We start from the raw sequence: 26,275 nt of genomic DNA, 5'->3' as shown, positions 1-26,275 counted from the left end.
CAGATGGCTGGTTTTCGCCGGTCGGTATGGGCGGCCTATCTCCTGGGCTTCGCGCTGGGTGGCTTCTTCGACGGCATCCTCCTTCACCAGATCCTGCAGTGGCACCATCTGCTGAGCCTCGTCGAGGGGGTGGGCGATCTCCGCGCGCAGGTCATCTATGACGGCTTGTTCCACGCCCTCATGTATGTGATCGGCCTGGCCGGCCTCATCCTGTTGCTCGGCGCGCGTCAGGAGCTCAGGACGCTGCCCGGGAGCGGCATCCTGGTCGGCAGCGCGCTGATCGGCTTTGGGGCCTGGCATGTCGCTGACGCGGTGCTCTCCCATTGGCTCCTCGGCATCCACCGCATCAAGCTCGACAGCCCAAATCCCTTGTTGTGGGACCTGTTCTGGTTCGTGCTCTTCGGCCTTTTGCCCATCGCCTTGGGGTGGCAGCTGCGCAATCAGGCCCAGGCGCGAGGGGGGCCGAGGCCCGGCGCCGGCACGGCAGCAAGCTGCCTCCTGGTTGCCGCGATGGGCATGGGCTGGTGGGCCGCGCTTGGCCCGCAGGAACCTCGCAGCGCGATCGTTGTGTTCCCAAGCAGTGTGAGCGACCGCGCTGCCATGACCGCCATCGCCGAGACCGACGGCCGGGTGCTGTGGCTCTCGGGCGGCATCTGGGCGGTGACCTGGAACGAGCGAATGCCGCCGGCGGTGGCGCTTTACGGACGCGGCGCCATGCTGGTCAGCGGTCGGGTCTTGGGGGCGGGCTGCCTTGCCTGGTTGAAAGCGTGATCCCGCCGCGCCGGGCCGCCCATGTCAGAGAATAGAGGAATGAGCACGAGGGTTGTTATCATCGGAGCGGGTTTCGGGGGGCTCGCCTGTGCGGGGAAGCTCGCTGGCTCCCGCGCTGAAGTCATCCTGATCGACAGGCTGAACCACCACCTGTTCCAGCCGCTTCTCTATCAGGTGGCCACGGCCGCCCTGTCGCCGGCCGATATTGCCGAGCCGGTCAGGAAGATCTTTCGGCGCCACGGGAACATCAGGGTCATGATGGACGAGGTGACGGGCATAGACCTCGGCCGCAAAGAGGTGTGGTTGTCCATAGCCGCGCCGGTGCCCTACGACGTGCTGGTCGTCTCGACGGGCTCGGGCTACGGCTATTTCGACCATGACGAGTGGGCCCGCCATGCGCCGGGCCTCAAGACCCTGGAAGACGCCCGCACCATACGCGCCCGGCTGCTCAAATGCTTCGAGCTGGCCGATCTCACCGACGATCCGGCTTACCGCGAGGCGCTGATGACGTCGGTGATCATCGGCGGCGGGCCGACGGGGGTGGAGATGGCCGGATCCATTGCCGAGCTCTGCCGGTGGACCCTGGCCGGCGAGTTCAGTCGGATCGATCCCCGGCAGGCCCGTGTGCTGCTGGTCGAGGCCGGCCCGCGCATCCTTTCCGGCTTCCCCGAGCATTTGTCGGCCTATGCGGAAAAGGCCCTCGCCAACCTGGGTGTGACGGTGCGCACCGATACCCGGGTCACCGATGTGCGGGCGGACGGGGTCAGCCTCGGCGACGAGTTCGTCCCCAGCGGCTCGATCGTGTGGGCCGCCGGCGTCATCGCCTCGCCTGCGGCCTCGTGGCTGGAGCTGCACACCAACCGCTCCGGCCAGATCCCCGTCGCGGAAGACCTGTCGGTCCCGGGGCTGAGGGACGTCTATGTGATCGGCGACACCGCGCTGTTCATGCAGGATGGCCAGCCGCTTCCGGGGCTGGCCCAGGTGGCCAAGCAGCAGGGCCAGCATCTCGGCAAGGGATTGCGCCGCCGCATCGAGCAGGGGGTGGCCCTGCCGCCCTTCCGCTTCCGCAATCGCGGCAACACCGCGGTCATCGGCCGCCATGCCGCCGTGTTCGATTTTGGCCGGTGGCAGATGAAGGGGCGCCTGGCTTGGCTGCTCTGGGCCATGGTTCACGTCTATCTGCTGGTCGGCTTCGAGAAGCGGCTGCTGGTCAGCCTGCAATGGCTTTGGCGCTATTTCACCGGCGCGCGGGGCGCACGGCTGATCAGCGCGCCGCTCACGCGCGAACAGGCCCACGAGATGTCGGATGTCGCCGCCCCCCGCAAGAGCGGGGCGATGGGCAGAAGGTGAGCCTCGCCTCGTCAGTCGACGCCGATCAGCACCGGCGAGAGGAAGAACAGGAGTGCCGCCACGATAACGATGATCAAGCCTATGCTGAGGCCCAGCCAGAACAGCCGCTGGGCCTCGGAAATCGGCTCACCGTCATGCTCCATTTGCGACATTCCATTCCTCCAATAGCTCTTTTTGCAGGATTGGCGCGGCCTGCGCGCCTGCCGTGGAGTAAATTATAGCATCGATTCCAGCATAGATTCCGGAATTTGACGCTGTTGCGTCGGTCACAGATAGAGCTTGCGCACGACGTCGTTGCCGAGCAGCTCTTCCGCGGTGCCGGCGGCGGCGATGCGGCCCTTGACCAGCAGATAGCCACGATGGGCGATCGACAGCGCCCGCTCGGCGTTCTGCTCGATGAGCAGGATGGTGGTGCCCTGCCGGTTGATCTCCGCAACTGTCTCGAAATACTCGTCAATCAGCTTCGGCGAGAGGCCGAGGGAGGGCTCGTCCATGATCACCAGCTTGGGCGCGCCGACGAGCGCCCGGGCCAGCGCCACCATGGCCTGCTCGCCGCCGGACAGGGTGCCCGCCTGCTGGCCGATGCGCTCGCTGATCCGCGGGAAAAGCTTGGCCATCGCCGCGAGCCGTTCCTCGAAATTGGCGCTGCTGCGGGAAGCGTCGAAGCCCAGCTTGATGTTCTCCCGCACCGTCAGCTCCGGGAACAGCCGCCGCCCTTCCGGCACGAAGCCGATGCCGCGGCCGGCCAGCGATTCCGTACGCAGAGTACCAAGATCGGTACCGAACACCTCGATCCGGCCGTCCGCCAGCGGCAACAGGCCGGACACGGCCCGGAAGGTGGTGGTCTTTCCTGCCCCGTTCGGCCCCAGAAGGCACACGAGTTCGCCGGAGCCGACCTTGAAGGACACCTCGCGCAGCATCGGTACCACGCCATAATTCGTGCTGACCCGGGCAAGCTCAAGCATGGGCGGCCTTCCGTCCGAGATAGGCTTCCTGCACCCGCGGCATCAGCCGGATATCGGCGAACTGGCCGTCCGCGATCTTCTGGCCGTAGTCGATTACCATGACCCGGTGCGGTAGCTCCGCCACCAGGCGCATGTCATGCTCGATGATCATGATGGCAAGCTCGGGCCGGTGCGCGGCAATGGCGCGGATATCGGCGATCAGCGCGTCCGTATCGCGATCATCCATGCCCGAGGAGGGTTCATCCAGCAGCAGCACCTTGGGGTTGGAGGCCAGCGCCCGGGCGATCTCCAGCCGCCGCCGGTCCGCCTGCGCCAGCTCGGAGGCCGGCCGGTTCCTTTGCGCGTAGAGCCCGGCCGACACGGCCTTGAGCAGCTCGCCCGCCTGCTCGGCCGCACCATCCAGCTCGCGGCGCGAGACGCTGGGACGGAACAGGGCATCGAGCACGCCGCAGCGGGTGCGCGTATGCATGCCGATGATGACGTTGTCGAGCACGCTCAGATCGGAGAACAGCCGGCTCGACTGGAAGGTGCGCGCGATGCCCATGGCGGTGATGCGGTAGGTGGGCACGCCGTTCAGCACCTGGTTTTCCAGCCGCACCTCACCGGCGGTAGGCTTGTAGATGCCGGTGATCAGGTTGAACAGGGTGGACTTTCCCGCCCCGTTTGGGCCGATGATGCCGAGGATCTCGCCACGCGACGCCTCGAAATCCACGGAATCGAGCGCCACCAGCCCGCCGAAGCGCACCGTCAGGCCGCGGCCGGAAAGCACGACCCCCGCGGTCATGCCTCGCTCCCGTATCGCCTGAGCCGCTGCGGGAACAGGCCCTGCGGCCGGATGATCAGGAACAGGATCACCACCACCCCGAAGAACAGGATGCGATAGTCCGAGAACACCCGCAGCTTCTCTGGCAGCAGCGTCAACAGGAACGCGCCGACGATCACGCCGAGAATGTTGTCCATGCCCCCCACGATCACCATGGTCATGATCGTCACCGAGACCAGGAAAGTGAAGTTGTCCGGCGAGATGAAGCTCACATAAAAGGCGTAGATCGTGCCGGCGAAGGCGGCGAGGAAGGCATCCACGGCGAAGGCCAGCACCTTGTACCAGGTGACGTTGATGCCTTGACAGCGCGCCGCCAGCTCGTCAGCGCGCAAGGCGTTCCAGGCAAGCCCCACCCGGCTTGCATGCAGCCGATGGGCCGAGACGATCGCCACCACGACCAGGAGTGCGGAGAGGTAATAGAAGTTCACCTGCGAGGGCAGCGACAGCCCGAAGATCTCGATGGGAGACGCGAAGGAATGGCCGAACAGGGTCGGCGCCGGAATGCCCACCAGGCCGTTCGGACCGCCCGTCCACTCGAAGTTGTTGAGCAACTGATGGATCACCACGCCAAAGGCGATGGTCACCAGGGCCAAATAGCTCTCCCGGGTGCGCATCGACGGGATGCCGAGCAGGAACCCGAAAACGGTGGCCACGAAAGCAGCGAAGGGCAGGGCCAGCCAGAAACTCACCCCGAAATGGATGGCCACCAGCGCCGAGGCATAGGCGCCGATGCCATAGGAGGCGCCAGTGGCGAAGTTCGGGATATTGGCGCTGCCCAGCTGGAAATTGAGGGCGAGCGCCAGCACCGCATAGAGCAGGGCGAGGATCAGCAGATGCAGGGCGTAGCTGTTGTCAGCCATGGTTACGGGCGCAGCGATCGCGATGGCTACACCCAGAACGATGGCGAAAACCCTATAGCGAGCGAAGCTGTCGATGATCCGCTGCTCGATCTGCGGCCGCCATTGCAGCAGGCCGAAGCCGGCGCCCATCACCGCCAGGATCGCCACGATCACCCGCCAGTCCTCCGCCACCAGGAACTGGCGAAGGAAGGCCGCCGCCCCGAGTTCCAGGCCGGCCACAGTCACAAGGTCGACCGCCGCCGGACGGCGGCTCACTGCGGTTGAGGCCGTATTCGATGCCATGGACATCAGACCTTCTCGACGATTACGCGGCCCAACAGCCCGGACGGCTTGAACACCAGCACCAGGATGACCAGCAGGAAAGCGAATACCAGCCTGTAAGAGGTGCCATCCGGTATGGTCGCCTGCACGATGGTATCAAGCCCGGCGATCAACAGGCTGCCGATAATGGCGCCCACCATGCTGCCGAGACCGCCCACCACCGCTGCGGAAAACCCGATCAGCCCAGCCTGGATGCCGAAGTCGAACCGAACCACGCCGGCATAGCTCGCGAAGAACAGGCCACCGACGGCGCCGATCGCGGAGGCGATGAAGAAGGTGGCCCAAAAGATGCGGCTCGGGTCAATGGCCATCAGGCGGGCCGCCTCGAGGTCCTGCGATACGGCGCGGATGCGCACGCCCAGGGTCGTTCTGTGCAGGATGAAGAACAACAGCGCCACGGCCAGCACGGATGCCACGATCACCAGCACGCTGAAGGTAGGCACCTCGCCCAGGCCGGGCAGGGCAATCCGGCTCGTGGCCAGATGCGGAAAGGCATGGGGATTGCTGCCATTGGGGAACAGGTGGCGCACCGCCTCGCGCAACACCGTTCCCAGCGCCACCGTGGCCACAAGGGCCATCATTGGCGGGGCATAGCGGAACCGGCGGATCACCAGCCAGTCGAGCAGCACGCCCAGCAAGCCCGTCAGCATGATGGCAACCACGCAGCCGATGATCAGGCTCGCCGGATCGATCGTGCCCGCCGCCGAGCTGATCATGGCCTGCACGATGGCCAGCGCGAAGAAGGGCGCCACCAGCGCCACGTCGCCATGGGAGAAGTGAATGACCTTGAGCACGCCGAATAGCAGGCTGAAGCCGACTGCAATCAACGCATAGATGCAGCCGAGCGTCAGCCAGTTCAGCAACTGCTGTACGAGAATTCCGCTCATCACCCCAAATCCCGACCCGGTGCCTGATCTTGGCTTGCAGTTTATCCGGGCCGTACCAATGCAACCAAGCCTAGTCGGATTTCCAGAGAGACCTGCGTAGGAATTTCCGCAGCGCTAATTCGGAAAATTCGAATTTGTTGGTATCTAGCCTCAATGCATCCTGCTTTAGCCAGAAAAATACCGCGTCGGCCTCCCGGTTCTGGCGACCGGTGGAAAGGGCGAAGGCCTTTGGCCGACAGCGCATGAGGAAATGGGGTGTGGAGATGACAAATTGCATCGCGCGTGGCCTGGTCGCCTCGCGGCGTTCGGCTCTGGCGCTCATGGCGGCCGCAGCGGTTTTCACTGCAGCGCCTGGCGTAGACAAAGCAACAGCGCAGGAAACCATCAAGCTGGGCTTCATAGGGCCGCTGAGCGGCGGTAACGCGCCCCAGGGTCTCGGTGCCCGCAACGGTTTTCTGCTGGCCATCGAGCAGGCGAATGCCTCGGGTTATCCTTACAAGGTAGAGCCGGTGGTGTTGGACGACGCGTCCGACCCGCAAACCGGCGTGAGCGCCGCACTGAAGCTGGTCAATGACCGGGATGTGGTGGCCGCCATAGGCCATTGGAACAGCCCGGTTGCGCTGGCCACGATCCCGGTCTTCAACCGGGCGCAGATGCCGTTCATCATCTGGGGTGCGATCAGCCCCAAGATCACCGAGATGAACCTGCCAGTGGTCACCCGCGTAACGCCGACCCTGGTGAACGAGAACAAGCCCTTGGCCGAGTGGGCTGCCAAGGACCTCGGCGCCAAGAAGATCGCCATCATTTCCGACACCAGCGACTATGGCAAAGCCAATACCCAGTGGTTCGGCCAGTTCTATAGGGATGCCGGCGGCGAGGTGGTGGCGAGCGAAGCCTTCCCCGTCGGCACCACCGATTTTCGCGCCGTGCTCACCCGCATCAAGTCCTTATCGCCCGATGCTGTCTATTTCGGCGGCGTGATCACCGAAGCAGGCATCCTGCGCAAGCAGATGATCGAGCTGGGCCTCAACGTGCCGATGATCGGCATTTCCGGCTTCTATGACCCGGAATTCATCAAGATCGCTGGCGATGCGGCCGAAGGCACCATGGTCAGCTACCCCAAGTCGCAAAGCAACGCCAAATACGACAAGATGAACGCGGACTACGAGGCGCGCAAATTCGCCGAGCCGCAAAGCCCCTATACCAAATACGCCTATGACGCGACCAACATCCTGCTGGAGGTGATCCGCGCCAACGGCCCGAAGGACAAGGCAGCGCTGGCCAAGGCAATCCGCAATATCAGCTATGACGGCGTGCTCGGCACCACCACCTTCGATGAGCAAGGCCAGACCCAGATCCCGGTCGAGATCCAGATCAAGGAGGTGAAGGGCGGCGCCTGGACCGATCACAAGTGAGCTGCACCAGCCCTGCGTGGTTGCCGGGCTTAACCCGGCAACTCGGGGCCCTGACCCAAGCTTCGCGAGCCCTCGTTGGCATTGGAAAACTTGAAGCTCTGCATTCGCAAGAAATAATATACTGAACCAGCATTCTGGGGCCTAATAGGGGCCGTCGATCTTTCCCCTTCTGCGGTACTGGATCGCGGACAATATCTTGGAGGGCTCGGTCATGCTGAGAACGTCGATGGCACACCAGGTCCCACATTCTCATGAAGGACTACACGATTTGCCTACGGCGGATCGCGATGCGTTTCTGGCGGCCATGAGCGGTGCGGTGACCAGCGTCAACGTGGTGACCACCAGCGGTCCGGCGGGGCTTTACGGGGTTACGGTCAGCGCGGTGGCCTCCGTTTCGGCCGACCCGCCCATGATCCTCTCCTGCGTCAACCGGCGCAGCCCGGCCGCCGACGCGATCCTCGCCAACGGCATCTTCTGCGTGAACCTGCTGGCCGACCATCAGGCTCATATCTCGGATGTGTTCGCCGGCCGGTCCCGAACACACGAGCCGTTCAGCTTTGCCTGCGCCGAGTGGCATACCGGGGTGACCGGGGCGGCCATTCTGCCCGGCGCGGTTGCGAGCTTCGATTGCGTGCTCGATGCCGCCCATGACGCAGGCACGCACAAGATCTTTATCGGCCGCGTACTGAGCACCCATGCCGGTGAGGGCAAGCCGCTCGCCCACTGCCGCAGAGCCTATTGCAGCCCGGCGGCTCTCACCAAGGCCAGCTGAGCAACCAACACCGAAAGAGACCGCCAGGAAAGGCACCGAATGATCAGGACCGGAAATCAATATCGCGACTCGATCCGCGACGGTCGGCGCATCTGGATCAATGGCGAGCGGGTCACTGACGTGACCAAGCATCCCATGTTCAAACCGCTCGTGGACATCCGCGCCCGCATCTATGATATGGCCCACGAGCCGGCCACCCAGGACGTCATGACCTATGAGGAGAACGGCGAGCGCTTCGCCGTCGGCCTCAAGCTGCCCTATACCCAGCAGGACTGGCACGACAAGCGCCGTGCCACCGATGTCGTGCTGGACGACATCAAGGGCGTCGTCACTCGCGTGGGCGACGAGACTGTCGGCGAGATGTGGTCGCTGTTTGACGGCAAGGACGTGCTCAACGAGGTTGACCCGCGCTTTGCCGAGAATATCGAGCGGCACATCAATCTCGTCATCAAGAACGACCCGTTCCACGTCTCCGCCAACACCGACCCCAAGGGCGACCGCTCCAAGCGTCCGCAGGAGCAGGACCCGGACATGCTGCTGCATGTGGTGAAGGAGACCGATGCGGGCATCGTGGTGCGCGGCGCCAAATACGAGACTGCCGCCGCTTACGCGAACCAGGCCTTCACCAAGCCCACTATCGCCAATTGGGGCGATGACAAGCTGTCTGAATACGCGGTCGGCTTCATCTGCGATCTGTCCTCGCCCAATCTGCGCTTCATCTGCCGCACCGGCTTTGCCGGCCGCGCCCCGGCGGAAGACTATCCGCTGTCGAACAAGTTCGACGAGATCGATACCCTGGTTGTCTATGACGACGTGCTGATTCCTTGGGAGAACGTGCTGTTCTACCAGCACACCCGGGCGGCCGCCTTCATCCGCGCCACCCTGCACCGCTATTCCGCCTTTGCCTTCGTGCAGCGCAACCTGAAGCTGGCCGACATGATGATCGGTGCGGCCTTATGGAACGTGAAGCAGACCGGGCTGGAGAAGCAGCAGGCCGTGCAGGAGAAGCTGGCGGAACTCGCCTGCTACCGCGCCGGCATCGACGCCCATCTCACCGCCGCCATTGCCAATGCGGAGCGCAGCCCCGCCGGCCTGCTGATGCCCAACCAGACTTTCCTGATGACCGGCCGCGTCTTCGCCTGCAGTCAGCTGCATCACATGATGCATATCGCGCGTGAGCTGTGCGGCGGGCAGATCTGCGTCACGCCGGATGCGGCGAGCTTCCGCGATCCGGAAGCCGGCAAATGGCTCAACAAGTACTACACGCTCAATGACGAATGGCACGCGGATGATCGCCGCAAGCTGCTGGCCTTCGCCCGCGATTTGCTGAACTCCGATTATGCCGGCCATAGGCTGACCTTCCAGCTCTTCGCCCAGTCCCCGCCTTTCGCGCACCTGGCGGCGGTCTATCGGAACTTCGACTGGAACGAGCCGCTGCGCTTTACCAAGGAAGCGGCCGGCTTGTCCGACCGGGTCTATGGCCGGCCGAAAGCCGCAGCCGAATAGCTTCACCAGCCGCGTCGGTAATCAGCCGGCGCGGTTCTCATTCCGTCATTCTGAACGAGATCTCGCGACCATGATCCACAAGCGCCTCCGGCCGTTCAACACCAAGGACACCTATCCCGAGCAGAAGCTGAACAACGACCTCTCCCAGGGCGTGGTCGCGCGCGGCACCATGGTCTTTCTGCGCGGCCAGGTCTCCCAGGACCTGGACACGCGCGAAAGCCTGCACGTAGGCGACCCCGGTGCTCAGGCCGCAAAGGCCATGGAGAACATCAAGCTGCTGCTGGAGGAGGCGGGCAGCGATCTCTCCCATATCTGCCGCATCGTGGTCTATCTCACGGACATTCGCTACCGCGAGGCGGTCTATCAGGAGATGGGCAAGTGGCTGAAGGGCGTCTTTCCGTGCTCCACCGGCCTGGTCGTGCCGGCGCTGGCACGCCCGGAATGGGTGGTCGAGATCGAGGTCACCGCCGTGATTCCGGACTGATTGCCGTATCTGCAAGGCGTGAGTGAACAGGGGGTTTAGTCCATGACCTTTTCCGTCTCGGCGCGCTGCGCCAAAACCGGCATGTTCGGCATCGCCGTATCATCGTCGAGCCCCTGCGTTGCCGCCCGCTGCGCCCATGCCCGCGCCGGTGTCGGCGTCGTGGCGACCCAGAACATCACCGACCCCACCCTGGGCCCGCGCGGCCTCGACCTCATGGCCTCGGGCCTTTCGGCCGAGCAGGCGCTGGAACGCCTGCGCGAGGGGGCCAAGCATATCGACTATCGGCAGCTGGCCCTGGTTGACTGCAACGGCAACACCGCAGCCTTCTCCGGTGCGAAGACCTTGGGCCGCCATCGCACCGTCGCCGCGCAGGACGTGGTCGCCGCCGGCAACCTCCTATCGAGCGAGGCCGTGCCCGAGCGCATGGTGGAGACGTTCCAGGCCATGGCGGATGCCCCCTTGGGCGACCGCCTGATCGCCGTCATGCAGGCCGCCCTCGATGCGGGCGGGGAAGAGGGGCCGGTGCATTCGGTGGGCATGCTGCTTGTGCGCGATGTGGCTTGGCCCATTGCCGACCTGCGGGTGGACTGGCACGAGACGGACCCGATTGGCGAGCTTGCCCGCCTCTGGGATTTGTGGAAGCCGCAGATGGAGGACTATGTGGCCAGGGCGCTCAACCCGGCCTCTGCTCCCTCTTATGGTGTGCCGGGGGACCTCTGAGCCGCAAACGCGCTTGACCGGCACGATCACGGGACGGATCATCTCGCCGTCCCAGGCGTCAATTATCGCCGGGCCGCGGTGCTTCCGCGGTTCCGGCACCGTTCCGGCTGGGCACACCCGGTGATTTCGTCGGAAAGTTACAACTTCACCATGCGCTTCACGCTCAGGCAGCTCGCCTATTTCGTGGCGGCCGGCGAGACCGGAAGCGTGACGCTCGCGTCCGAACGGGTGAATATTTCCCAGCCCTCGATCTCTGCGGCCATTTCCCAGCTCGAGGCCGAATTCGGGCTGCAGCTGTTCGTGCGCCATCACGCCCAGGGCCTGTCGCTCACGCCGGCGGGCGAACGCTTTCTTCAGGCCGCCAAGGCGCTGCTCCAGCAGGCGGAGGAGCTGCACTCAATTGCCGACCAGGTGGCGACCACCGTCACCGGCCCTCTCCATATCGGCACATTCCAGACCTATGCTCCGCTGATCATTCCCGAGCTGTGCAAGCGCTTCCTTGCCCAATATCCGGAGGTGAAGCTGCGGGTGGTGGAGGGGGACGAGGCGTCGTTGCTGGCCAAGTTGCGGCGGGCGGAGATCAACCTCGCCATCACCTATTCCCTGAACGTCACCGAGGACATCGCGTTCGAGCCCCTGGCCGAGCTGCCCTCTTACCTGCTCCTGGCCGCCGACCATCCCTTGGCCAAGCACAAGTCGCTGCCGTTGTCGCGCCTCGCGGAGGAGCCCTTCATCCTGCTGGACCTGCCCCTGAGCCGCGAATATTTCCTCTCGCTGTTCGCGCGTGCAGGCCTCACTCCGAATATCGCCGCCCGCTCCGAATTCCCCGATACGGTGCGCAGCTACGTGGCGAGCGGCTTCGGCTTTTCGTTGCTCACCGCGCGCCCGCTAAACAAGGCGGCCGTCAATGGCAAGCCGCTGGCCTATGTGCGGCTGGAGGGTGACTACAAGCCCATGGTGCTCGGCATGGCTACGCTGAAAGGCCTGCGCCGCACCCGCGCCACCGAGGCTTTCGAGGAACACTGCCGCAAACTCACCGCCGACGGCAACCTGCCGGGCATGGCGCCTTGGGACTAAGGCTTCCCGGTTGCCCTAGGAATTCGTCATTGCCGCGCTTGACGCGGCAATCCAGGGGCCAAGGGGAAAGCTTGTGCCGTGCGACCCTGGATGCCGGCTCAAGGCTGGCATGACGTAAATAGCTGAATAATTAAAAAACGTCATTACACACTCCCGCCCGGCATCCAGGAGCGACGCGGCATCTTCACGCTAGCTGGTCCAGCAGCCGGCGGAGCATGGTCGTACAGGCAGCGAGCTGACCGGCCGCCACATATTCGTCCGGCTTGTGCGCCTGCTCGATATTGCCCGGCCCGCAAACCACGGTGGGGATGCCGAGCCGCTGGCGGAATAGGCCGCCTTCCGTGCCGAACGCGATCTTGCCTAGGCTGTTGACGCCCGTAAGCCGGGTGACGGTGGCAACCGCCTCGTCATCGGGCGCGGTGTTCAGCGACGGGTATTCGTTGGTGATGTCAACTGCAACGCCGCTGTTGGGAAACCGGACCTGCACCGTCCGGCTCATCTGCTCGGCCTTGTCCCGGATCCGATCGAGCAGCGGTTGCGGGTCCTCGCCAGGCAGACTGCGGATCTCGAAATCCAACGCACAGTCCCGCGGTACGATATTGAGCGCCGTGCCGCCGTGAATGGTGCCCACATGGAGCGTGGTGAACGGCACCTCGAACTCCGCATCATGCTGCCCGCCTGCCACGATGTCGTCCTGCAGCGCCCGGAGATGCGCGACCATGTCGGACGCCATATAGATGGCATTGAGTCCGCTGGGCGCATGGCTCGAATGGCATTCGTGTCCGGTGCAGCTGATGCGGCCCGCGACCTTGCCCTTATGCGCGATCACCGTGCGCATGGAGGTCGGCTCGCCCACGATGCAAAGGGCAGGGAGGGTGCTGCTGCCCGCCATATGGTCGATCAGCCGGCGCACCCCGATGCAGCCCACCTCCTCGTCATAGCTGAAGGCGAGGTGCAAAGGCCGGCGCAAGGCACGACCAACGCTTTCCTCAGCCATAGTCAGCACGCAGGCGATGAACCCCTTCATGTCAGCCGTACCCCGGCCATAGAGGCGTCCGTCCCGCTGCACCATGCGGAACGGATCGCTCGACCAGGACTGCCCCTCCGTGGGCACCACATCCGTATGGCCGGAAAGCATGACGCCCGGAACATCAGCCGGCCCGATCACGGCATAGAGATTGGCCTTGCTGCCCGTCTCGTCGTGAATGACGCGCGCCTCGATACCGATCTGGCGGAGAAAACCCTTGATATAGCGGATCAGATCGAGGTTGGAATCCCGGCTGACGGTGGGAAAGCCGATGAGCTGGTCGAGGATCTCGATAGTACGCTGCAGAGCCATTTGGGACAGGACCAAGTCGGGTCGGGGCAGAGCGGAAGCTGCGGCAACACCAATACCGCAGGTGGGCTCGCCCGCATAGGGCTCCCGCCATCTCAACCTCATACCATGGTCGTAGGCCACGGCCGAAGCACAGGCATAGCGTTGATTGCCGGGCAAAATCGGTATTGATTAGGGGGTAACCGACACCACCATGCCTAGCCCATCGCGGAGCTCGCAAGCTTGGTCCAAGCGCAATCCTACGCAAAGACGCAACGCGACCCTGTACCAGCGCCTGAACCGGATATCCTGGTGCGCTTCACCGGGGTCGAAAAGACCTATGATGGCATCACGCTGGTCATCCAAGACCTCAACCTTGATGTTCAAAAAGGCGAGTTTTTGACGCTCCTGGGGCCATCTGGGTCAGGGAAGACAACCGCGCTGATGATGCTTGCCGGCTTCGAGCTACCCACCCGCGGCACGATCTCGATCGCAGGCGAGGACATCACTCGCGTGCCGCCCTACAAGCGCGGCATTGGAGTGGTTTTCCAGAACTACGCGCTCTTCCCTCACATGACTGTTGCGGAGAACCTGGCCTTTCCCTTGAGCGTGCGCGGCATCGGCCAAAGGGAACGCACCGAGCGCGTTGCCAACGCCCTCGACATGGTGCGGCTGAGCGACTTGGGCGGACGCATGCCGCAACAGCTCTCCGGTGGCCAACAGCAGCGCATCGCCCTGGCCCGTGCTCTCATTTTCGAGCCCAAGCTCGTGCTGATGGACGAGCCGCTGGGTGCGCTGGACAAACAGCTGCGCGAGCACATGCAATACGAGATCAAGAGCCTGCACGATCGGCTAGGGGTCACTGTGATCTATGTCACCCACGACCAGGGCGAGGCCCTCACCATGTCGGACCGGGTGGCGGTGTTCAACGAGGGCCGCATTCAGCAGATCGCCAGCCCGCGCGAAATCTACGAGCGCCCGATTTCTGCCTTCGTCGCCCAGTTCATCGGCGAGAACAACAAGATCGATGCGACGCTCGACAGCGTCCAGAGCGGGCGTGGTGTGGCCGTGACCCGCGCCGGCCACCGCATCATCTGCGATCCCGCGCCGGGTCTCGCGCGCGGCGACCATGTGCTCGTTTCCATCCGCCCCGAGGCCATTTTCCTGGCGGACCAAGACGCGGGCTTCGACAATGAGATGGACGCGACTGTCACCGGTGTCATTTATCACGGTGATCACGTACGGCTGCAGCTCGACGCCGCAAACGGACAGGAACTGGTCGTGAAAGCACCGGTGCGGCACGCCCAGGGGACCACACTGGGCATGAAGGTTCGCCTCGGCTGGAATGCGAGGGACGCGCGGGCTTTGGCCGCGGCGTAGGTGAAGACACCACAGGGGATGAAAAAGGGAGGTTGTGAAATGAAGAACAGACTTGCACGAGCCGGTGGCTTGCTCGCGCTCGGCATAACGGCTGGCATCGCCTTCTCGGTCGCCGAGGCGCAGCAGCGGCCGCTCACGGTCGTGTCCTGGGGCGGCGCTTATCAGGAGGCGCAGAAGAAGGTCTATTTCGAGCCCTTCACCAAGGAGACCGGCATACAGCTGATCGATGAGAGCTGGGACGGCGGCATTGGCGTGCTGCGCTCGAAAGTCGAAGGCGGCACCGATTCCGGCTGGGACGTGGTCCAGGTTGAAAGCGAGGAGCTGACCATCGGCTGCGACGAAGGGCTCTATGAGCCGCTCGACTGGTCGAAGATCGGCGGCAAGGACGCCTATATCCCATCCGCGGTGAGCGAGTGCGGCGTCGGCGCCATCGTCTATGACAACGTGCTGGCCTATGACAAAGACAAGCTCAAGGAGGAGCCGAAGGGCTGGGCTGATTTCTTCGACACCCAGAAATTCCCAGGCAAGCGAGCCCTTCGCCAGGGCCCCAAGATCAACCTGGAGATCGCCCTGATCGCCGACGGCGTGCCGCTTGACAAGGTCTACGAAGTGCTCGCGACACCTGAGGGCGTGGACCGCGCCTTCAAGAAGCTCGACAGCATCAAGCAGGACATCATCTGGTGGAAGGCCGGCGCACAGCCGCCGCAGCTCCTCGCCTCCGGCGAGGTGGTAATGACCTCGGCCTATAATGGCCGCATCGATGCCGCCAACCGCAATGACGGCCGCAATTTCGGCATCCAATGGGACGGAGCGCTCTATACCCTCGACAGCTGGGTGATTCTCAAGACCTCGCCCAACAAGGAGCAGGCGCTCCAGTACCTTGCTTTCGTCGGCAAGCCCGAGAACCAGGCGAAGCTACCGGAAGCGATCGCCTATGGCGTGACGGCGAAGGGAGCCGACAAGCTGATCGATCCCAAGCGGCTCGCCGACTTGCCGACGGCACCGGAGAACTTCGCCAATGTCCTGCACATTTCGGACGAGTTCTGGATCGAGAACATCGATCGGCTGACCGAGCGGTTCAATACCTGGGCCTCAAGCTGATCCGTGGCAGGCGTGTCTTCGGCGTCGGTTGAGGTCGCACCACGGCAGACCGTCAGGACAGGTGCGGAGGCAGCACGGCTCCGACGCGACCTCAGGCGCGCCGGGCGCCGTCGGCAGCTCGCCGCCATCGCGCTCGTGCTGCCGCTGTTCCTGTTCCTGATGTTCTCATTTCTCGTGCCGATCGCCGACATGCTGAGGCGGTCGGTTGTCGACCCCGATCTCGCTGCTGCTTGGCCCAACGCAGCCGTCGTCCTGCGGGCGTGGGACCGGTCGTCGCCGCCTGACGAGGCAATGTTCGCCGCCCTCGGCCGAGACATCAGAGCCTCTGCCGAAGCGCGCACCATCGCCGGCCCCGCTCGGCGGCTCAATTACGCTCTGTCCGATGGCCGCAGCCTGGTGATGAACACCGGCCGGGCTCTACGCAAGCTCCAGGGCGAACCGGCATCCTGGCGCGACACGCTCATGTCCGAGGATCCGGCTTGGGGCAAGCAGAAAACCTGGATCGCGCTCGCTCATGCCGCCGGGCCACTCACTGATTTCTATCTACTTACGGCCGTTGACCTGGAGCGTGATGCGGCGGATCGCATCACCTCGCGCCCGCCGGACCAATCACTATATCTCACTGTGCTCCAGCGCACGGCACTCATGTCCGTATCGGTGACCCTGCTGTGCCTGCTGCTCGGTTATCCGCTGGCGTATTACGTCGCCAATGCCCCCGCCCGCAGCGCCAACCTGCTGATGATCCTGGTGCTCCTGCCTTTGTGGACATCGCTCTTGGTGCGCTCCGCTGCGTGGATCGTGTTGCTCCAGGACCAGGGCCTCGTCAATGACCTGCTCCGGGCATCCGGCCTCACCGATGGGCCGGTGCGCCTGATCTACAACCGCATCGGCGTGCTTATCGCCATGGTGCACGTGCAACTGCCTTTCATGGTGCTGCCGATCATCGCCAGCATGAAGGCCGTGCCACCCGCCTATATGCGCGCCGCGGTCTCGCTCGGCGCCCATCCGGCCATCGCCTTCTTCCGGGTCTACATGCCGCAGACCTTTCCCGGTGTGGCCGCTGGCACGCTGCTCGTGTTCATAATGTCGCTCGGCTACTACGTCACACCCGCCCTGGTCGGCGGCGCCAATGACCAGATGCTTGCTTATTTCATCGCCTACTACACCACCTCCAGCGCCAACTGGGGCTTGGCGGCGGCGCTCGGTGTGTTGCTGCTGGTGGCAACGGCCATCCTTTACGCGCTCTACGCACGCCTCACCAATCTCGGCCAGATCAGGCTGGGCTAAGCCATGCGCCACGCCGCTCTCACCAGAACCGAAGTAGTGGCGGGCTGGGTCCTGCGCGTCATCGCTATCGCGGTGCTGTTCTTCCTGATCGCACCGATCCTCGCCATCCTGCCGCTCTCGGTGAACGATTCGCAGTTCCTCACTTATCCGCTGCGCGGCTTCACCATGAGGTGGTACGAGGCGGTGTTTTCCAGCGAGAAATGGCGCATCGCGCTCAAGAATTCGTTCCTCATCGGCATACCCGCCACGCTGATCGCGACCGTCCTCGGCACGCTTGCCGCTATAGGCCTGCAGCTTGCCGACTTCCGCGGCAAGGCGGTACTGACCGCGCTCCTCCTCTCGCCGTTGATCGTGCCGATCGTGATCGTCGCGGTGGGGCTGTATTTCTTCTTCGCGCCCTTGGGACTCACCCAGACCTACACCGGCCTGATTCTTGCGCACGCGGCCTTAGGCGCGCCCTTCGTGCTGGTCACGGTCGGGGCAGCCCTCGCCTCATTCGACCGCACGCTGGCGCGCGCCGGGGCGAGCCTTGGGGCAGCACCGCTCGTGGTTTTCCGCAAGATAATGCTGCCCCTGGTGCGTCCCGGGGTGCTCTCGGGCGCGCTCTTCGCCTTCGCCACATCGCTTGATGAAGTAGTTATCGTGCTGCTGCTCGGCGCGCCGCACCAGCGCACCATCCCCCGCGAGATGTTTTCCAGTCTGCGCGACAACTTCAACCCCACCATTACGGCGGTCGCCACCATTCTGACGGTGCTGGCCGTGTTCCTGCTGCTCGCAGTCGAATGGCTGAGGCTCCGCAATGAGCGCGCTCGGCGCAAGCTGGATGCCGCGCCCGTGCAGGAATGACCCTTAGCCGAGCCGGTGAACGCGCGCTACCGACGCACCCGTCTGGCAGACCCGGTGGGCGCGTTTGCAGTGGTTCCACCGCCCGCGCCGATGCTGCCCATGCCAGCGGCGGGTCCGCCGCCCGGGATCCTGCCCCCCGGCTGCAAGCCGGAAGCCTGGCCGGCGCCGCTGACACTGGGTGCTGGAGCATCCGAGGCGTGGCCATCCTCGGCCTCTATGGCCTTGGCGGCCCGCTCCCAATGCTCCTGGTCGCGCCCGTCCGGCCGCCCGTCCTGTTCCCACAGCGCGTGCGCGCGTTCGCGGATCCGCTGCTCGCGATCGTCCATGATCACTCTCCCATGCTGAGCGGGGCGCATCAGGCGCCCTGGCCCCAGTTCATCTCCAATCCGCCGTCGATGGTGAAGTTCTGTCCGGTCACGTAGTCGGCCTCGTTTGAGGCGAGATAGAGCGCCAGCCGCGCCACCTCCCACGGCTCCCCGGGGCGGTGCCAGGGAATATGCGGCATCTCCTTCTGACGCGTCTCGGGATCCTCTACCCTCTTTGCTGTCATCGGTGTGTGGATCAGTCCTGGTGAGATGGCGTTCACATTGATCTTTGTGGGCGCAACCTCCAGCGCCAGGCTCCGGGTGAAGGTCAAAAGGCCGCCTTTGGCCGCCCCATAAGCTGCCGCGCGCGGGCTCGGGATCGTATCGTGCACGGAGGTGATATTGATGATCTTGCCAGATCCACCCTCCGCCTGACGCCTGCGGATAAAGGCGCGACAGCAGAAGAACGGCCCATAGAGATCGGTTTTGAGCACGTTGTCGAACGCCTCGGTGGAGGTTTCCGCAACGGGTGAACCACCTGAGCCGACGCCGGCATTGTTGACCAGGATGTGCGGCGCACCGAGTGTTCGCTCCAGCTCCCCGAACAGTGTCTCCACACTGTCCTCATCGCGCACATCGAGCTGCCGGACAAGGGTGCGGCGCCCGGCCTGCTCCACCAGCTCCGCAGTTTCGCGCGCACCGTTTTCATCCGTATGAAACGTGACGGCTATGTCCGCTCCGGCCGCAGCGAAGGCGCTTGCGATCGCCTGTCCGATCCCCGAATCCGAGCCGGTCACGACGGCGATCCGGCCGTCCAACTGTCGCCCGTCGAGCGTCGCGCGCTCTTGCAATGCCAAGTCGTTCATCGGCTCTGGCCTCCTTGGCTGATGTCGTGATGCCTCGTCATTGCCGGTGCAATGCAGAGGGCAATACCAGGTTCCCGTTGCGGCAGGATTCAGGCGCGCTCGCGCAACAAGGGAGGGCGCAGGGTGGCTACCGCCGCCCCGCCGACGATCAGCCCCATGCCAACCAGAACCGGCAAGCTCGCCTCCGCTTGCCCCGCTGCGATCAGCAGCAAGGTTGACACGAACGGTGCGAGATAGGAGAGGGCCCCAAGCAGGGGCAGATTGCCGTGCTTGGTGCCGTGGTCCCAGGCAAGGAAGGCAAGCCCTGCCGGCCCGAGCCCCAGCGCGACAATCGCCGCCCATTGGCTCGCATCTGGCACGACCGTCTGCTCCAGCGCGAAATGACAGAGGGCCCCAGCCGCCGCCACAACGCCGCATACGCCCACCAACATGCTGCTGGGCGTCTGATCGAAGCGCCTGTTATGGACGGAATAGCCGGCCCACACGAAGGCACAAGCCAGGGCTGCGATATAGCCGGCAAGAGCATCGGGCTCAATCGGCCCTGCGTCTCGTCCGATCAGCAGGGTGGCGGTGCCCGAGAGTCCCAGCACGGCGCCAAACAAATGGGTGGGGCGCAACCGTCGTCCGCCCACGGCCACGGAGAGGAGCACCAGCAGCAGCGGCCACAGGAAAGCTATGAGGCTCGCTTGGGCGGCTGGTGCGTTCGCTAGCGCAAAGAAATAGAGCACGTGATAGGCGAAGATTGCCAGAAATGCGGCGAGCCACGCTTTGCGCGGCTGTTTCAATTGGCGCAGGCCCTGCCGTCCCTGCAGGCCAAGCACAACCATACCGCCGATGAAAGCCGTGCCGAAGGTCAGCGCCAGCAGCTCGAAACGGGGGACACCATCAGCCTTCACAGTGAGCAGGGCCAAGCTCGACCATAATAGGATCGCCACTAAGCCAATGGCGGTGCCGCGTCGCTCGCGAGATCCCGTCGTGTTCATCTGCCCAGCCTCGGTCAGCCTGTTCCATGCGGCCCCCCTTAAACCAGGAGCAGCCTATTTGGCTTGATTGGATCGGACTGGGCTTATGCAGAATCCGCGCTGCCTATTGCCGGTGGAGGCAACGGCGGAAAGCGGCGGGCGTGATGCCATGGCTGAGACGCAGCCGGCGCGTCAGCGCGCTCTGATCGGAATGGCCACTGCGCAAGGCGATCTCCGCGATTGGCAGGTCTGTATCCATCAGCAGCTTGCAAGCCGCCTCCAGCCGCAACTCTGCCAGCACCATGTACGGGCTTTGCCCCGCATGCATCTTGAACAGCCGATGAAGCGCTCTCTCGCTCACACCGCATGCCGCCGAGATATCGCGCACCCCAATAGGATGGTGAAGTCTTGCGCGCATATAGGCCATGGCTTGCTCAAACAGCCGCGACCGCCGCCCGGCGCCATCGAGCGTGCCGGCGCGCGCGGCAAGGCCCGCCTGTTCAGCAAGCGCGCCGAACAACAGCTTGCTCCAACTGACAAGCAGGTCGCCGGTCAGCGCTTCCCTGCTCAATCGGATCGCGAGAAAATCAACGAGACCCTGGACTGCTCTGTCAATGACGAAGAAAGGCGAATGTACGAATCGGTCTGCCATGACCTCCGGCAGCACCCCATCCCGAGCCGGCAGATCGGCGACCACGAAGCTGTCGGCAGCGTCCGCGCTGAACGCATGGGTTTCGCCGGCGACGACCACAGCCCCTACGCCCTGCCTCACCACGCCGGCCCGGTGTTCGATGTCCAGGCTCATTGCGCCGCGACGAGGTAGGATCACCTGATGGTAGTCGTGCCGGTGCAAGCGGCTGCCTGGCTTATACACCCGCAGTTCTGCCACGATCTGATGCATGAGGTTGCCCCGCGATGAACCGTAGCCTGGCGACTTCGCCGCAACCGCAGGCCAGCTGGTGCCGTGTTGCCGCGGTTTGGCGTCCCGGAAGGGATTCGAACCCCTGACCTACGGTTTAGGAAACCGCCGCTCTATCCTGCTGAGCTACCGGGACGCAATACTACCCTGAAACCGCCGCCGGACGGTGCGAAGCCTTATACTCTCAATCGGCCGGCGGAAAAACCACTGAATAAGGGCAGGCATGCTTCACGTACGAAAAAGGCGCGGGCCGTATGGGGACCGCGCCTTCCTGTTCCTCAATGAGGCGGGTGTTCAGGCAGCTTCTTCAGTGGTGGCGTCGTCCACCTCGATCTCGCTTTCGCCTTCAGTGCCCTTCACACGCTTCGGGCTGGTCAGCAGCAGGTTTTCGATCTCCTTGATGGACGCCTGCTCATCGAGCGACTTCACCGCCGCCACCTCGCGTGCCATGCGGTCGAGGGCGGCCTCATAGAGCTGTCGCTCACTATATGACTGCTCCGGCTGGCGGTCCGACCGGAACAAGTCACGCACCACCTCGGCCACCGCAATGATATCGCCTGAATTGATCTTCGCTTCGTATTCCTGGGCGCGGCGGCTCCACATGGTACGGCGGACCCGGGCACGGCCCTTCAGAATCTTGAGCGCCTGCTCAATCTTGTCCGCATCCGACAGCTTCCGCATGCCGACTGCATCCACCTTGCTCGTGGGTACGCGCAGCCGCATCTTCTCCTTGTCGAAGTCGATCACGTAAAGCTCGAGCTTCGCGCCAGCGATCTCCTGTTCCTCGATGTCCACGATCTTACCGACGCCATGGGCCGGATAGACCACGAACTCGTTCGCCTTGAACCTGAGATTGCGATCCGACTTTTTTTGTGCTGCCATACTCTCCACCTATCGCCGCCCTGAACATCATGGGCCCAGGAATGATCAAAGGTGACGTATGAAACGCCGCCTACCGATCCAACATTCGCCGTGTAAACAGCGCAACACCCCTTTGCGGCGCAAAGAGATGAATTAACCAAGACTCCCCGGATCTCTTTCGCAAATCAGAGCTCGAGTTCACGAACTTCGATCAACTTTGGCGAAAAAAATCCGAGCCATTAAGAAAGCTCGGCTGCGTTCCTGGGTGGTTGTTTTTGTAACCGTAAAAAAATATAGCATAATCGCCGGGCAATTTGAAGCCCTGTCCAAAAAATGCTTTAACCACGCCTAAGCTTCGTGTTAACCACGCAAAATGGCTGCTTTCCGGCCGTGCACTGCGATTCGCGGCTTGCCGCATGCCGTGCGAATCGTTAACCACGCCAGCACAGAGCTGCGACGTTCAGTCACCCTCCCCCGGTTCCGGCGAGAAGTACTTCTCGAACTTGTTTTCCACCCCGTCAAATGCCTCGGCCTCGGGTGGGGGGTCCTTCTTCGTCGTGATATTGGGCCACTCGCTGGCAAACTTCCTGTTCACCTCCAGCCACTGCTCCAGGCCGGGCTCCGTGTCCGGCTTGATCGCTTCAGCTGGGCACTCCGGCTCGCATACGCCGCAGTCGATACACTCGTCCGGGTGGATCACCAGCATATTCTCGCCTTCGTAGAAGCAGTCGACGGGGCACACTTCCACGCAATCCGTATATTTGCATTTGATACAATTGTCGGTGACGACGTAAGTCATCCTAGGCTCCGGTGATCATTCAGCTCCGAGGTTCGCGGCCCGCGCGCCCCTGCGAATCGCTAGTGTTCCCTGCGAGGAGATAATGTCTTCCGCCGCCTCTTTAGTGCCCCGCGCGGCAATCACGCAAGTGCAGCATCGCCGCCCGCGCGCATTATTCGCGATTAGAGAAGGGAAGGGGGCTTATCCCGTCCTCTGCCTGCAGGGTGAGCTCTTGATAGAGCGTTTGTGCTTCCCGTGCCGGCCCACGCCGCTCGCCACAGCGCAGGACGCGCAGAACTCTCACCCGACCGGGCAGCGACAGAGTGAGGATGTCGCCAGGCGAAATAACATGGCTCGGCTTCCTCATCCGCTCGCGGTTGACGCGGACCCGGCCATGCTCCAGCAGCTCGACGGCCAGGCTGCGCGTTTTCACCAGACGAGCGTATACGAGCCATTTGTCGATCCGCTGACCGGGATCGGTCATTGACCGCCCTTGCCGTTCTGCCGCTGCAGCAGCTCGGCCTTGAGGGCACCGAGCACGGCGAAAGGCGAATCGGCGCGCGCTGCCTCCTCGCGCCTTTGCCGATGCGGGCGCTCATCGCCACGCGGCTTGCCCTTCTCTGTGCGCTGGCCATCCCGATGCTGCCCCTGGTGGTGCTGATCGCCTCGATGCTGTCGCTCGGCCCGCTGCTGGTTCGGTCGTCCACCGTCCGGCCGCTGCTCGCGCGGCCCTTGCCGGTCGTGGCCCTGTCTGCCGCGCCTGGGCTCGTCAGCGCCGCCGCCCGGTCTCGCTCCAGCACCCTCCGGTCCAGCACGATCCGCCCGATGCCGGTGTGGCCCGCCTCGCCGGGAGCGATTATGCTCCATGCCCTGCTGGCCTTGGCGCTTGAACGGTCCCGCATCCTTCGGCCACCAGACCTCGATCTCGACCGGCTCCTTGCGCGCGGCATCCACTTTGCCAGCGGGTGAAGCGCCCGCCTCCGCTTCGGTCGCGGCGGGTGAGGCGGCCGCCTGCCCGCCAGGTTCGGACTCAACGTTCGCGAGCGCCGGCACTTCGGCAGAGGCGGCCGTGACATCCTGCTCGATCGCTGCCTGCTGACCATCGGGTAGCCCAGGTGTCTTACCCGCTTCGGAAGCCGCTGGCGCGGCCTCACCCGGCGCCAAATCAGTCTCAGCCTCCTCAGAGGAGGGTGCGTCAGCGGGCGTCGCCGCAGTAGGCGCCACAGCGGTGGGCTTCGGCTCCTCTGCCGCATTGACCGGCTGTGGCGTAGGCTTGCGCCGTTCCGACCGGAAGCCAAGCGCACGCAGGATGCCGGCAAATTCCTCACCCGAGCAGCCCACCAGCGACATCATGTCCGGCACGACCGTGAAGCCGCCGCCTTCGACCGAACCGGCCGGCCGCACGTCACCTTCCGCTTGCGGTTTCCAGAACACCCGCGGGCGGATGATGTCCGCAAGCCGCTCGAGCATGTCGATGCGCACGGCCCGGGTGCCGCAGATACGGAAACCGGCAGCGTGATAGAAGCCCCTGGGCGCCGTCGGATCCACCACCACGGACGTCAATCCCTGCGGCGGCAGCTCTGGCAGGGCAGCGATCTCCAGCCGGCCAGCCTGCTGCTCCTGAAGGCCCCATAGCAGAACCTTGAGTTCGGCGGCGACCGGCTTGAGCAACAGCGGCAGGAAGACGTGGAAGGCGCCGAAGCGCACACCATAGCGGCGCAGCCCGGCACGCGCTTCCTGGTCCAGCAGCTTGACTTCTTCCCTGATCTCGTCGCGTTTCAGATTGCCGAGCTGCTCGACCAGCCGGAACGCGAAACCGCGCGCCAAGCCCTGCAAGTCCTGAGCCGCTTCCAGCTGCACCAGCGGCTTGAGCACCTCGCCGATACGGTGTTCGACGAACTGCTCGAGCCGTTTCTGCACCGCTTCCCGGTCCGGCCCCGAGAGCTGATTATCGGCAATCAGCTCCACCCGCGGCTTTAGGATGTGAGAGCCGGCCACCAACTGCGCCACCTTGGCGGCACGCCACGTGACCGCGCCGGTCCGGGTGAGCCCGAAGAGTTCGACCCGATCATCAACGAGTTGCTTGGCGCGATCGGAAATTTCAGCTGCAACGGCTTTCATGGAAGCTGCCCGCAAGGTTCGCCCTTCAGATGTGTCGCCGCTGGTATCTGGCACAAAGTGAAAGCCTTTTATATGGCCTACGAACACGCCTTCCACCATGATTTCGCCGCCGGTCTCTACAGAGGAGGCCAGCCGCTCCTTTTCCCGCATGCGTTTCATGAGCACGCTGGTGCGGCGATCGATGAACCGCTGCGACAGCCGCTCATGCAGCGCGTCCGACAGCCGGTCCTCTATGGCGCGGGTCTTCTCGCGCCACTCTTCTGCGTCCGCCAGCCAATCATTGCGGTTGGCGATGAAGGTCCACGTGCGCACATGGGCGATTCGGGTGGCAAGTGTATCGATATCGCCCTCAATACTGTCCGCTGAACGCAACTGCTGCGCGAACCAGTCTGATGGGATGCGTTCTTCAGGCGATGACAAGAAGCCATAGACCCGCGCCACAAGGTTCGCGTGATCGCTGCCCATGGTATTGCGGTAATCGGGGATCTGGCAGACCTCCCACAGCTTGGCCACCGCCTCGCGCCCGCGCCCGCGGTCCATTATGTCCGGATCGCGCGAGAGATATTCCAGCGCCATCTGATCGGCGCCGGACTGGGCGCGCATCAGGCCCGCAACGGCCGGGCTCTCAGCCAGGCTGCGTAGCAATGCGTCGATCGAGGTAAAGTCCAGCTCCTTGTTGCGCCACTGCAGAGTGCGCACCGGCTCGAAATTGTGGTTCTCGATCCGGTCGACCACCTCGCGCGAAAATGGCTCGACCTCGCCCGTGACCCCGAACGTGCCATCGTTCATGTGCCGGCCGGCGCGCCCCGCGATCTGGGCAAGCTCGGCCGGCGTCAGGTCTCGGAAATTGAAGCCGTCGAATTTGCGCGCTTGGGCAAAGGCAATGTGGTCCACATCCATATTGAGGCCCATGCCGATCGCGTCGGTGGCTACCAGGAAGTCCACGTCGCCGGATTCGTAGAGAGCCACCTGCGCATTCCGGGTGCGCGGCGACAAAGCGCCGAGCACCACGGCGGCACCGCCCCGCTGTCGGCGGATGAGTTCGGCAATGCCGTAGACCGTCTCCGCCGAGAAGGCGACCACTGCCGTGCGTGGCTGCAGGCGTGTCAGCTTCTTGCTGCCGGAGAAGGTCAGCTTTGAAAAGCGCGGCCGGGTGATGAAATTGGTGCCGGGCAGCAGCCGCTCGATCATCGGGCGCATCGTCGCCGAGCCGAGCAGCATCGTCTCCTGTGTGCCACGCCGGTGGAGAATGCGGTCGGTGAAAATGTGGCCGCGGTCGAGGTCGGCCGCGAGCTGCACCTCATCAATGGCCAGGAAATCGACCTCCAGCTCCGGCGGCATCGCCTCGACCGTGCATACCCAGAAGCGCGGGCTTACCGGTACGATCTTCTCCTCGCCGGTGACCAGGGCCACGGCCTCCGGTCCGACCTTGCGGGCAACTTTGTCATAGACCTCGCGGGCCAGCAGCCGCAGCGGCAAGCCGATCATGCCGGTCGCATGGCCGAGCATGCGCTCGACCGCCAAGTGAGTCTTGCCGGTATTGGTAGGGCCGAGAACCGCCGTGATTGATTTCATGTGATGCT

26 protein-coding genes and 1 tRNA gene are annotated in these 26,275 nt (G+C 64.0%); 12 read left to right on the top strand and 15 right to left on the bottom strand.

Annotated elements, in window-relative coordinates; genetic code table 11:
* Positions 1 to 3 precede the first annotated feature (3 nt).
* Together E4P09_RS22385 and E4P09_RS22380 are read left to right on the top strand one after the other, a co-directional pair.
* Positions 4 to 771, top strand: coding sequence for a DUF2243 domain-containing protein (locus E4P09_RS22385; RefSeq protein ID WP_137391856.1), 768 nt, complete (start codon positions 4 to 6; stop codon positions 769 to 771).
* 39 nt (positions 772 to 810) lie between these two features.
* A complete protein-coding gene (locus E4P09_RS22380) occupies positions 811 to 2,121 on the top strand; it encodes an NAD(P)/FAD-dependent oxidoreductase (RefSeq protein WP_170984580.1) in 1,311 nt (436 codons plus the stop codon).
* An 11-nt stretch (positions 2,122 to 2,132) separates the two neighbouring features.
* Here the strand turns inward: E4P09_RS22380 and E4P09_RS26100 are convergent, their stop codons facing one another.
* From E4P09_RS26100 to E4P09_RS22360, 5 genes are all read right to left on the bottom strand, one after another.
* Positions 2,133 to 2,273 (bottom strand): hypothetical protein, encoded by a 141-nt coding sequence (locus tag E4P09_RS26100; protein WP_170984579.1) that lies wholly within the window; start codon positions 2,271 to 2,273, stop codon positions 2,133 to 2,135.
* 114 nt (positions 2,274 to 2,387) lie between these two features.
* Positions 2,388 to 3,086 carry an ABC transporter ATP-binding protein gene (locus tag E4P09_RS22375; RefSeq protein ID WP_137391854.1) on the bottom strand — a complete coding sequence of 233 codons (699 nt, stop codon included), beginning with the start codon at positions 3,084 to 3,086 and terminating at the stop codon, positions 2,388 to 2,390.
* Complete coding sequence (locus tag E4P09_RS22370; RefSeq protein ID WP_137391853.1) at positions 3,079 to 3,870, bottom strand: ABC transporter ATP-binding protein; 792 nt, start codon at positions 3,868 to 3,870, stop codon at positions 3,079 to 3,081. The genes E4P09_RS22375 and E4P09_RS22370 overlap by 8 nt, the downstream gene beginning before the upstream one ends.
* Positions 3,867 to 5,057 (bottom strand): branched-chain amino acid ABC transporter permease, encoded by a 1,191-nt coding sequence (locus E4P09_RS22365; RefSeq protein WP_239025314.1) that lies wholly within the window; start codon positions 5,055 to 5,057, stop codon positions 3,867 to 3,869. The genes E4P09_RS22370 and E4P09_RS22365 overlap by 4 nt, the downstream gene beginning before the upstream one ends.
* Positions 5,057 to 5,977, bottom strand: coding sequence for a branched-chain amino acid ABC transporter permease (locus E4P09_RS22360; RefSeq protein ID WP_137391852.1), 921 nt, complete (start codon positions 5,975 to 5,977; stop codon positions 5,057 to 5,059). The genes E4P09_RS22365 and E4P09_RS22360 overlap by 1 nt, the downstream gene beginning before the upstream one ends.
* A 263-nt stretch (positions 5,978 to 6,240) precedes the next feature.
* Between E4P09_RS22360 and E4P09_RS22355 the strand changes: the two genes are divergently transcribed.
* The 6 genes from E4P09_RS22355 to E4P09_RS22330 all read left to right on the top strand — a co-directional run bounded on the left by E4P09_RS22355 (position 6,241) and on the right by E4P09_RS22330 (position 11,951).
* Complete coding sequence (locus tag E4P09_RS22355) at positions 6,241 to 7,392, top strand: branched-chain amino acid ABC transporter substrate-binding protein (protein WP_205042261.1); 1,152 nt, start codon at positions 6,241 to 6,243, stop codon at positions 7,390 to 7,392.
* Positions 7,393 to 7,660: 268 nt separating this feature from the next.
* Positions 7,661 to 8,164 carry a flavin reductase family protein gene (locus E4P09_RS22350; RefSeq protein ID WP_170984578.1) on the top strand — a complete coding sequence of 168 codons (504 nt, stop codon included), beginning with the start codon at positions 7,661 to 7,663 and terminating at the stop codon, positions 8,162 to 8,164.
* 39 nt (positions 8,165 to 8,203) lie between these two features.
* Complete coding sequence (locus E4P09_RS22345; RefSeq protein ID WP_137391850.1) at positions 8,204 to 9,670, top strand: 4-hydroxyphenylacetate 3-hydroxylase family protein; 1,467 nt, start codon at positions 8,204 to 8,206, stop codon at positions 9,668 to 9,670.
* 70 nt (positions 9,671 to 9,740) lie between these two features.
* Complete coding sequence (locus tag E4P09_RS22340) at positions 9,741 to 10,154, top strand: RidA family protein (protein ID WP_137391849.1); 414 nt, start codon at positions 9,741 to 9,743, stop codon at positions 10,152 to 10,154.
* 42 nt (positions 10,155 to 10,196) lie between these two features.
* Positions 10,197 to 10,874 (top strand): DUF1028 domain-containing protein, encoded by a 678-nt coding sequence (locus tag E4P09_RS22335; protein ID WP_137391848.1) that lies wholly within the window; start codon positions 10,197 to 10,199, stop codon positions 10,872 to 10,874.
* A 120-nt stretch (positions 10,875 to 10,994) separates the two neighbouring features.
* Positions 10,995 to 11,951: a LysR family transcriptional regulator gene (locus E4P09_RS22330; RefSeq protein ID WP_239025313.1), complete on the top strand. Its 957-nt coding sequence runs from the start codon at positions 10,995 to 10,997 to the stop codon at positions 11,949 to 11,951.
* A 184-nt stretch (positions 11,952 to 12,135) separates the two neighbouring features.
* On the opposite strand, the gene argE is transcribed toward E4P09_RS22330, so the two are convergent.
* The gene (argE, locus tag E4P09_RS22325) at positions 12,136 to 13,290 is read right to left on the bottom strand and encodes an acetylornithine deacetylase (RefSeq protein ID WP_137391847.1); all 1,155 of its coding nucleotides are present in this window, start codon (positions 13,288 to 13,290) and stop codon (positions 12,136 to 12,138) included.
* Positions 13,291 to 13,509: 219 nt separating this feature from the next.
* Between argE and E4P09_RS22320 the strand changes: the two genes are divergently transcribed.
* From E4P09_RS22320 to E4P09_RS22305, 4 genes are read left to right on the top strand one after another with little or no spacing between them, the layout of a single operon-like run.
* Entirely contained in the window at positions 13,510 to 14,646 is a 1,137-nt protein-coding gene (locus E4P09_RS22320) for an ABC transporter ATP-binding protein (RefSeq protein WP_137391846.1), read from the top strand.
* A gap of 39 nt (positions 14,647 to 14,685) precedes the next feature.
* Positions 14,686 to 15,747, top strand: coding sequence for an ABC transporter substrate-binding protein (locus tag E4P09_RS22315; RefSeq protein ID WP_137391845.1), 1,062 nt, complete (start codon positions 14,686 to 14,688; stop codon positions 15,745 to 15,747).
* 12 nt (positions 15,748 to 15,759) lie between these two features.
* Complete coding sequence (locus tag E4P09_RS22310) at positions 15,760 to 17,034, top strand: ABC transporter permease (protein ID WP_137391844.1); 1,275 nt, start codon at positions 15,760 to 15,762, stop codon at positions 17,032 to 17,034.
* A gap of 3 nt (positions 17,035 to 17,037) precedes the next feature.
* On the top strand, positions 17,038 to 17,880 hold the full coding sequence (locus E4P09_RS22305; RefSeq protein WP_137391843.1) for an ABC transporter permease: 843 nt from the start codon (positions 17,038 to 17,040) through the stop codon (positions 17,878 to 17,880).
* Between the two features lie 26 nt (positions 17,881 to 17,906).
* Here E4P09_RS22305 and E4P09_RS22300 read toward each other — a convergent pair whose 3' ends face one another.
* From E4P09_RS22300 to E4P09_RS22260, 9 genes are all read right to left on the bottom strand, one after another.
* Complete coding sequence (locus tag E4P09_RS22300) at positions 17,907 to 18,206, bottom strand: DUF2934 domain-containing protein (RefSeq protein WP_137391914.1); 300 nt, start codon at positions 18,204 to 18,206, stop codon at positions 17,907 to 17,909.
* A 29-nt stretch (positions 18,207 to 18,235) separates the two neighbouring features.
* Complete coding sequence (locus E4P09_RS22295; RefSeq protein ID WP_137391842.1) at positions 18,236 to 19,051, bottom strand: SDR family NAD(P)-dependent oxidoreductase; 816 nt, start codon at positions 19,049 to 19,051, stop codon at positions 18,236 to 18,238.
* 89 nt (positions 19,052 to 19,140) lie between these two features.
* On the bottom strand, positions 19,141 to 20,034 hold the full coding sequence (gene yddG / locus E4P09_RS22290; RefSeq protein WP_137391841.1) for an aromatic amino acid exporter YddG: 894 nt from the start codon (positions 20,032 to 20,034) through the stop codon (positions 19,141 to 19,143).
* Between the two features lie 103 nt (positions 20,035 to 20,137).
* Positions 20,138 to 20,818: a helix-turn-helix domain-containing protein gene (locus E4P09_RS22285; RefSeq protein ID WP_170984577.1), complete on the bottom strand. Its 681-nt coding sequence runs from the start codon at positions 20,816 to 20,818 to the stop codon at positions 20,138 to 20,140.
* Between the two features lie 173 nt (positions 20,819 to 20,991).
* Positions 20,992 to 21,068: transfer RNA gene (locus E4P09_RS22280), tRNA-Arg, on the bottom strand.
* A gap of 158 nt (positions 21,069 to 21,226) precedes the next feature.
* On the bottom strand, positions 21,227 to 21,814 hold the full coding sequence (locus E4P09_RS22275) for a CarD family transcriptional regulator (protein ID WP_137391839.1): 588 nt from the start codon (positions 21,812 to 21,814) through the stop codon (positions 21,227 to 21,229).
* 439 nt (positions 21,815 to 22,253) lie between these two features.
* Positions 22,254 to 22,592, bottom strand: coding sequence for a ferredoxin FdxA (fdxA, locus tag E4P09_RS22270; RefSeq protein WP_137391838.1), 339 nt, complete (start codon positions 22,590 to 22,592; stop codon positions 22,254 to 22,256).
* Positions 22,593 to 22,743: 151 nt separating this feature from the next.
* Positions 22,744 to 23,055, bottom strand: a complete 312-nt coding sequence (locus E4P09_RS22265; RefSeq protein ID WP_137391837.1) for an RNA-binding S4 domain-containing protein — start codon at positions 23,053 to 23,055, stop codon at positions 22,744 to 22,746.
* A complete protein-coding gene (locus E4P09_RS22260; protein ID WP_137391836.1) occupies positions 23,052 to 26,267 on the bottom strand; it encodes a helicase-related protein in 3,216 nt (1,071 codons plus the stop codon). The genes E4P09_RS22265 and E4P09_RS22260 overlap by 4 nt, the downstream gene beginning before the upstream one ends.
* Positions 26,268 to 26,275: the final 8 nt, after the last annotated feature.

The organism is Rhodoligotrophos defluvii (assembly GCF_005281615.1).
Lineage (GTDB): Bacteria > Pseudomonadota > Alphaproteobacteria > Rhizobiales > Im1 > Rhodoligotrophos > Rhodoligotrophos defluvii.
This window is presented reverse-complemented; position numbering and strand designations above follow the sequence as displayed.

What these genes read in the sequence shown, in the direction of transcription:
- E4P09_RS22385 (WP_137391856.1), top strand. Translation starts at nt 4, where the DNA reads ATGGCTGGTTTTCGCCGGTCGGTATGGGCGGCCTATCTCCTGGGCTTC.
- E4P09_RS22380 (WP_170984580.1), top strand. Translation starts at nt 811, where the DNA reads ATGAGCACGAGGGTTGTTATCATCGGAGCGGGTTTCGGGGGGCTCGCC.
- E4P09_RS26100 (WP_170984579.1), bottom strand. Translation starts at nt 2,273, where the DNA reads ATGTCGCAAATGGAGCATGACGGTGAGCCGATTTCCGAGGCCCAGCGG.
- E4P09_RS22375 (WP_137391854.1), bottom strand. Translation starts at nt 3,086, where the DNA reads ATGCTTGAGCTTGCCCGGGTCAGCACGAATTATGGCGTGGTACCGATG.
- E4P09_RS22370 (WP_137391853.1), bottom strand. Translation starts at nt 3,870, where the DNA reads ATGACCGCGGGGGTCGTGCTTTCCGGCCGCGGCCTGACGGTGCGCTTC.
- E4P09_RS22365 (WP_239025314.1), bottom strand. Translation starts at nt 5,057, where the DNA reads ATGTCCATGGCATCGAATACGGCCTCAACCGCAGTGAGCCGCCGTCCG.
- E4P09_RS22360 (WP_137391852.1), bottom strand. Translation starts at nt 5,977, where the DNA reads ATGAGCGGAATTCTCGTACAGCAGTTGCTGAACTGGCTGACGCTCGGC.
- E4P09_RS22355 (WP_205042261.1), top strand. Translation starts at nt 6,241, where the DNA reads ATGACAAATTGCATCGCGCGTGGCCTGGTCGCCTCGCGGCGTTCGGCT.
- E4P09_RS22345 (WP_137391850.1), top strand. Translation starts at nt 8,204, where the DNA reads ATGATCAGGACCGGAAATCAATATCGCGACTCGATCCGCGACGGTCGG.
- E4P09_RS22340 (WP_137391849.1), top strand. Translation starts at nt 9,741, where the DNA reads ATGATCCACAAGCGCCTCCGGCCGTTCAACACCAAGGACACCTATCCC.
- E4P09_RS22335 (WP_137391848.1), top strand. Translation starts at nt 10,197, where the DNA reads ATGACCTTTTCCGTCTCGGCGCGCTGCGCCAAAACCGGCATGTTCGGC.
- argE (WP_137391847.1), bottom strand. Translation starts at nt 13,290, where the DNA reads ATGGCTCTGCAGCGTACTATCGAGATCCTCGACCAGCTCATCGGCTTT.
- E4P09_RS22315 (WP_137391845.1), top strand. Translation starts at nt 14,686, where the DNA reads ATGAAGAACAGACTTGCACGAGCCGGTGGCTTGCTCGCGCTCGGCATA.
- E4P09_RS22305 (WP_137391843.1), top strand. Translation starts at nt 17,038, where the DNA reads ATGCGCCACGCCGCTCTCACCAGAACCGAAGTAGTGGCGGGCTGGGTC.
- E4P09_RS22300 (WP_137391914.1), bottom strand. Translation starts at nt 18,206, where the DNA reads ATGGACGATCGCGAGCAGCGGATCCGCGAACGCGCGCACGCGCTGTGG.
- E4P09_RS22295 (WP_137391842.1), bottom strand. Translation starts at nt 19,051, where the DNA reads ATGAACGACTTGGCATTGCAAGAGCGCGCGACGCTCGACGGGCGACAG.
- yddG (WP_137391841.1), bottom strand. Translation starts at nt 20,034, where the DNA reads ATGAACACGACGGGATCTCGCGAGCGACGCGGCACCGCCATTGGCTTA.
- E4P09_RS22285 (WP_170984577.1), bottom strand. Translation starts at nt 20,818, where the DNA reads ATGAGCCTGGACATCGAACACCGGGCCGGCGTGGTGAGGCAGGGCGTA.
- E4P09_RS22275 (WP_137391839.1), bottom strand. Translation starts at nt 21,814, where the DNA reads ATGGCAGCACAAAAAAAGTCGGATCGCAATCTCAGGTTCAAGGCGAAC.
- fdxA (WP_137391838.1), bottom strand. Translation starts at nt 22,592, where the DNA reads ATGACTTACGTCGTCACCGACAATTGTATCAAATGCAAATATACGGAT.
- E4P09_RS22265 (WP_137391837.1), bottom strand. Translation starts at nt 23,055, where the DNA reads ATGACCGATCCCGGTCAGCGGATCGACAAATGGCTCGTATACGCTCGT.
- E4P09_RS22260 (WP_137391836.1), bottom strand. Translation starts at nt 26,267, where the DNA reads ATGAAATCAATCACGGCGGTTCTCGGCCCTACCAATACCGGCAAGACT.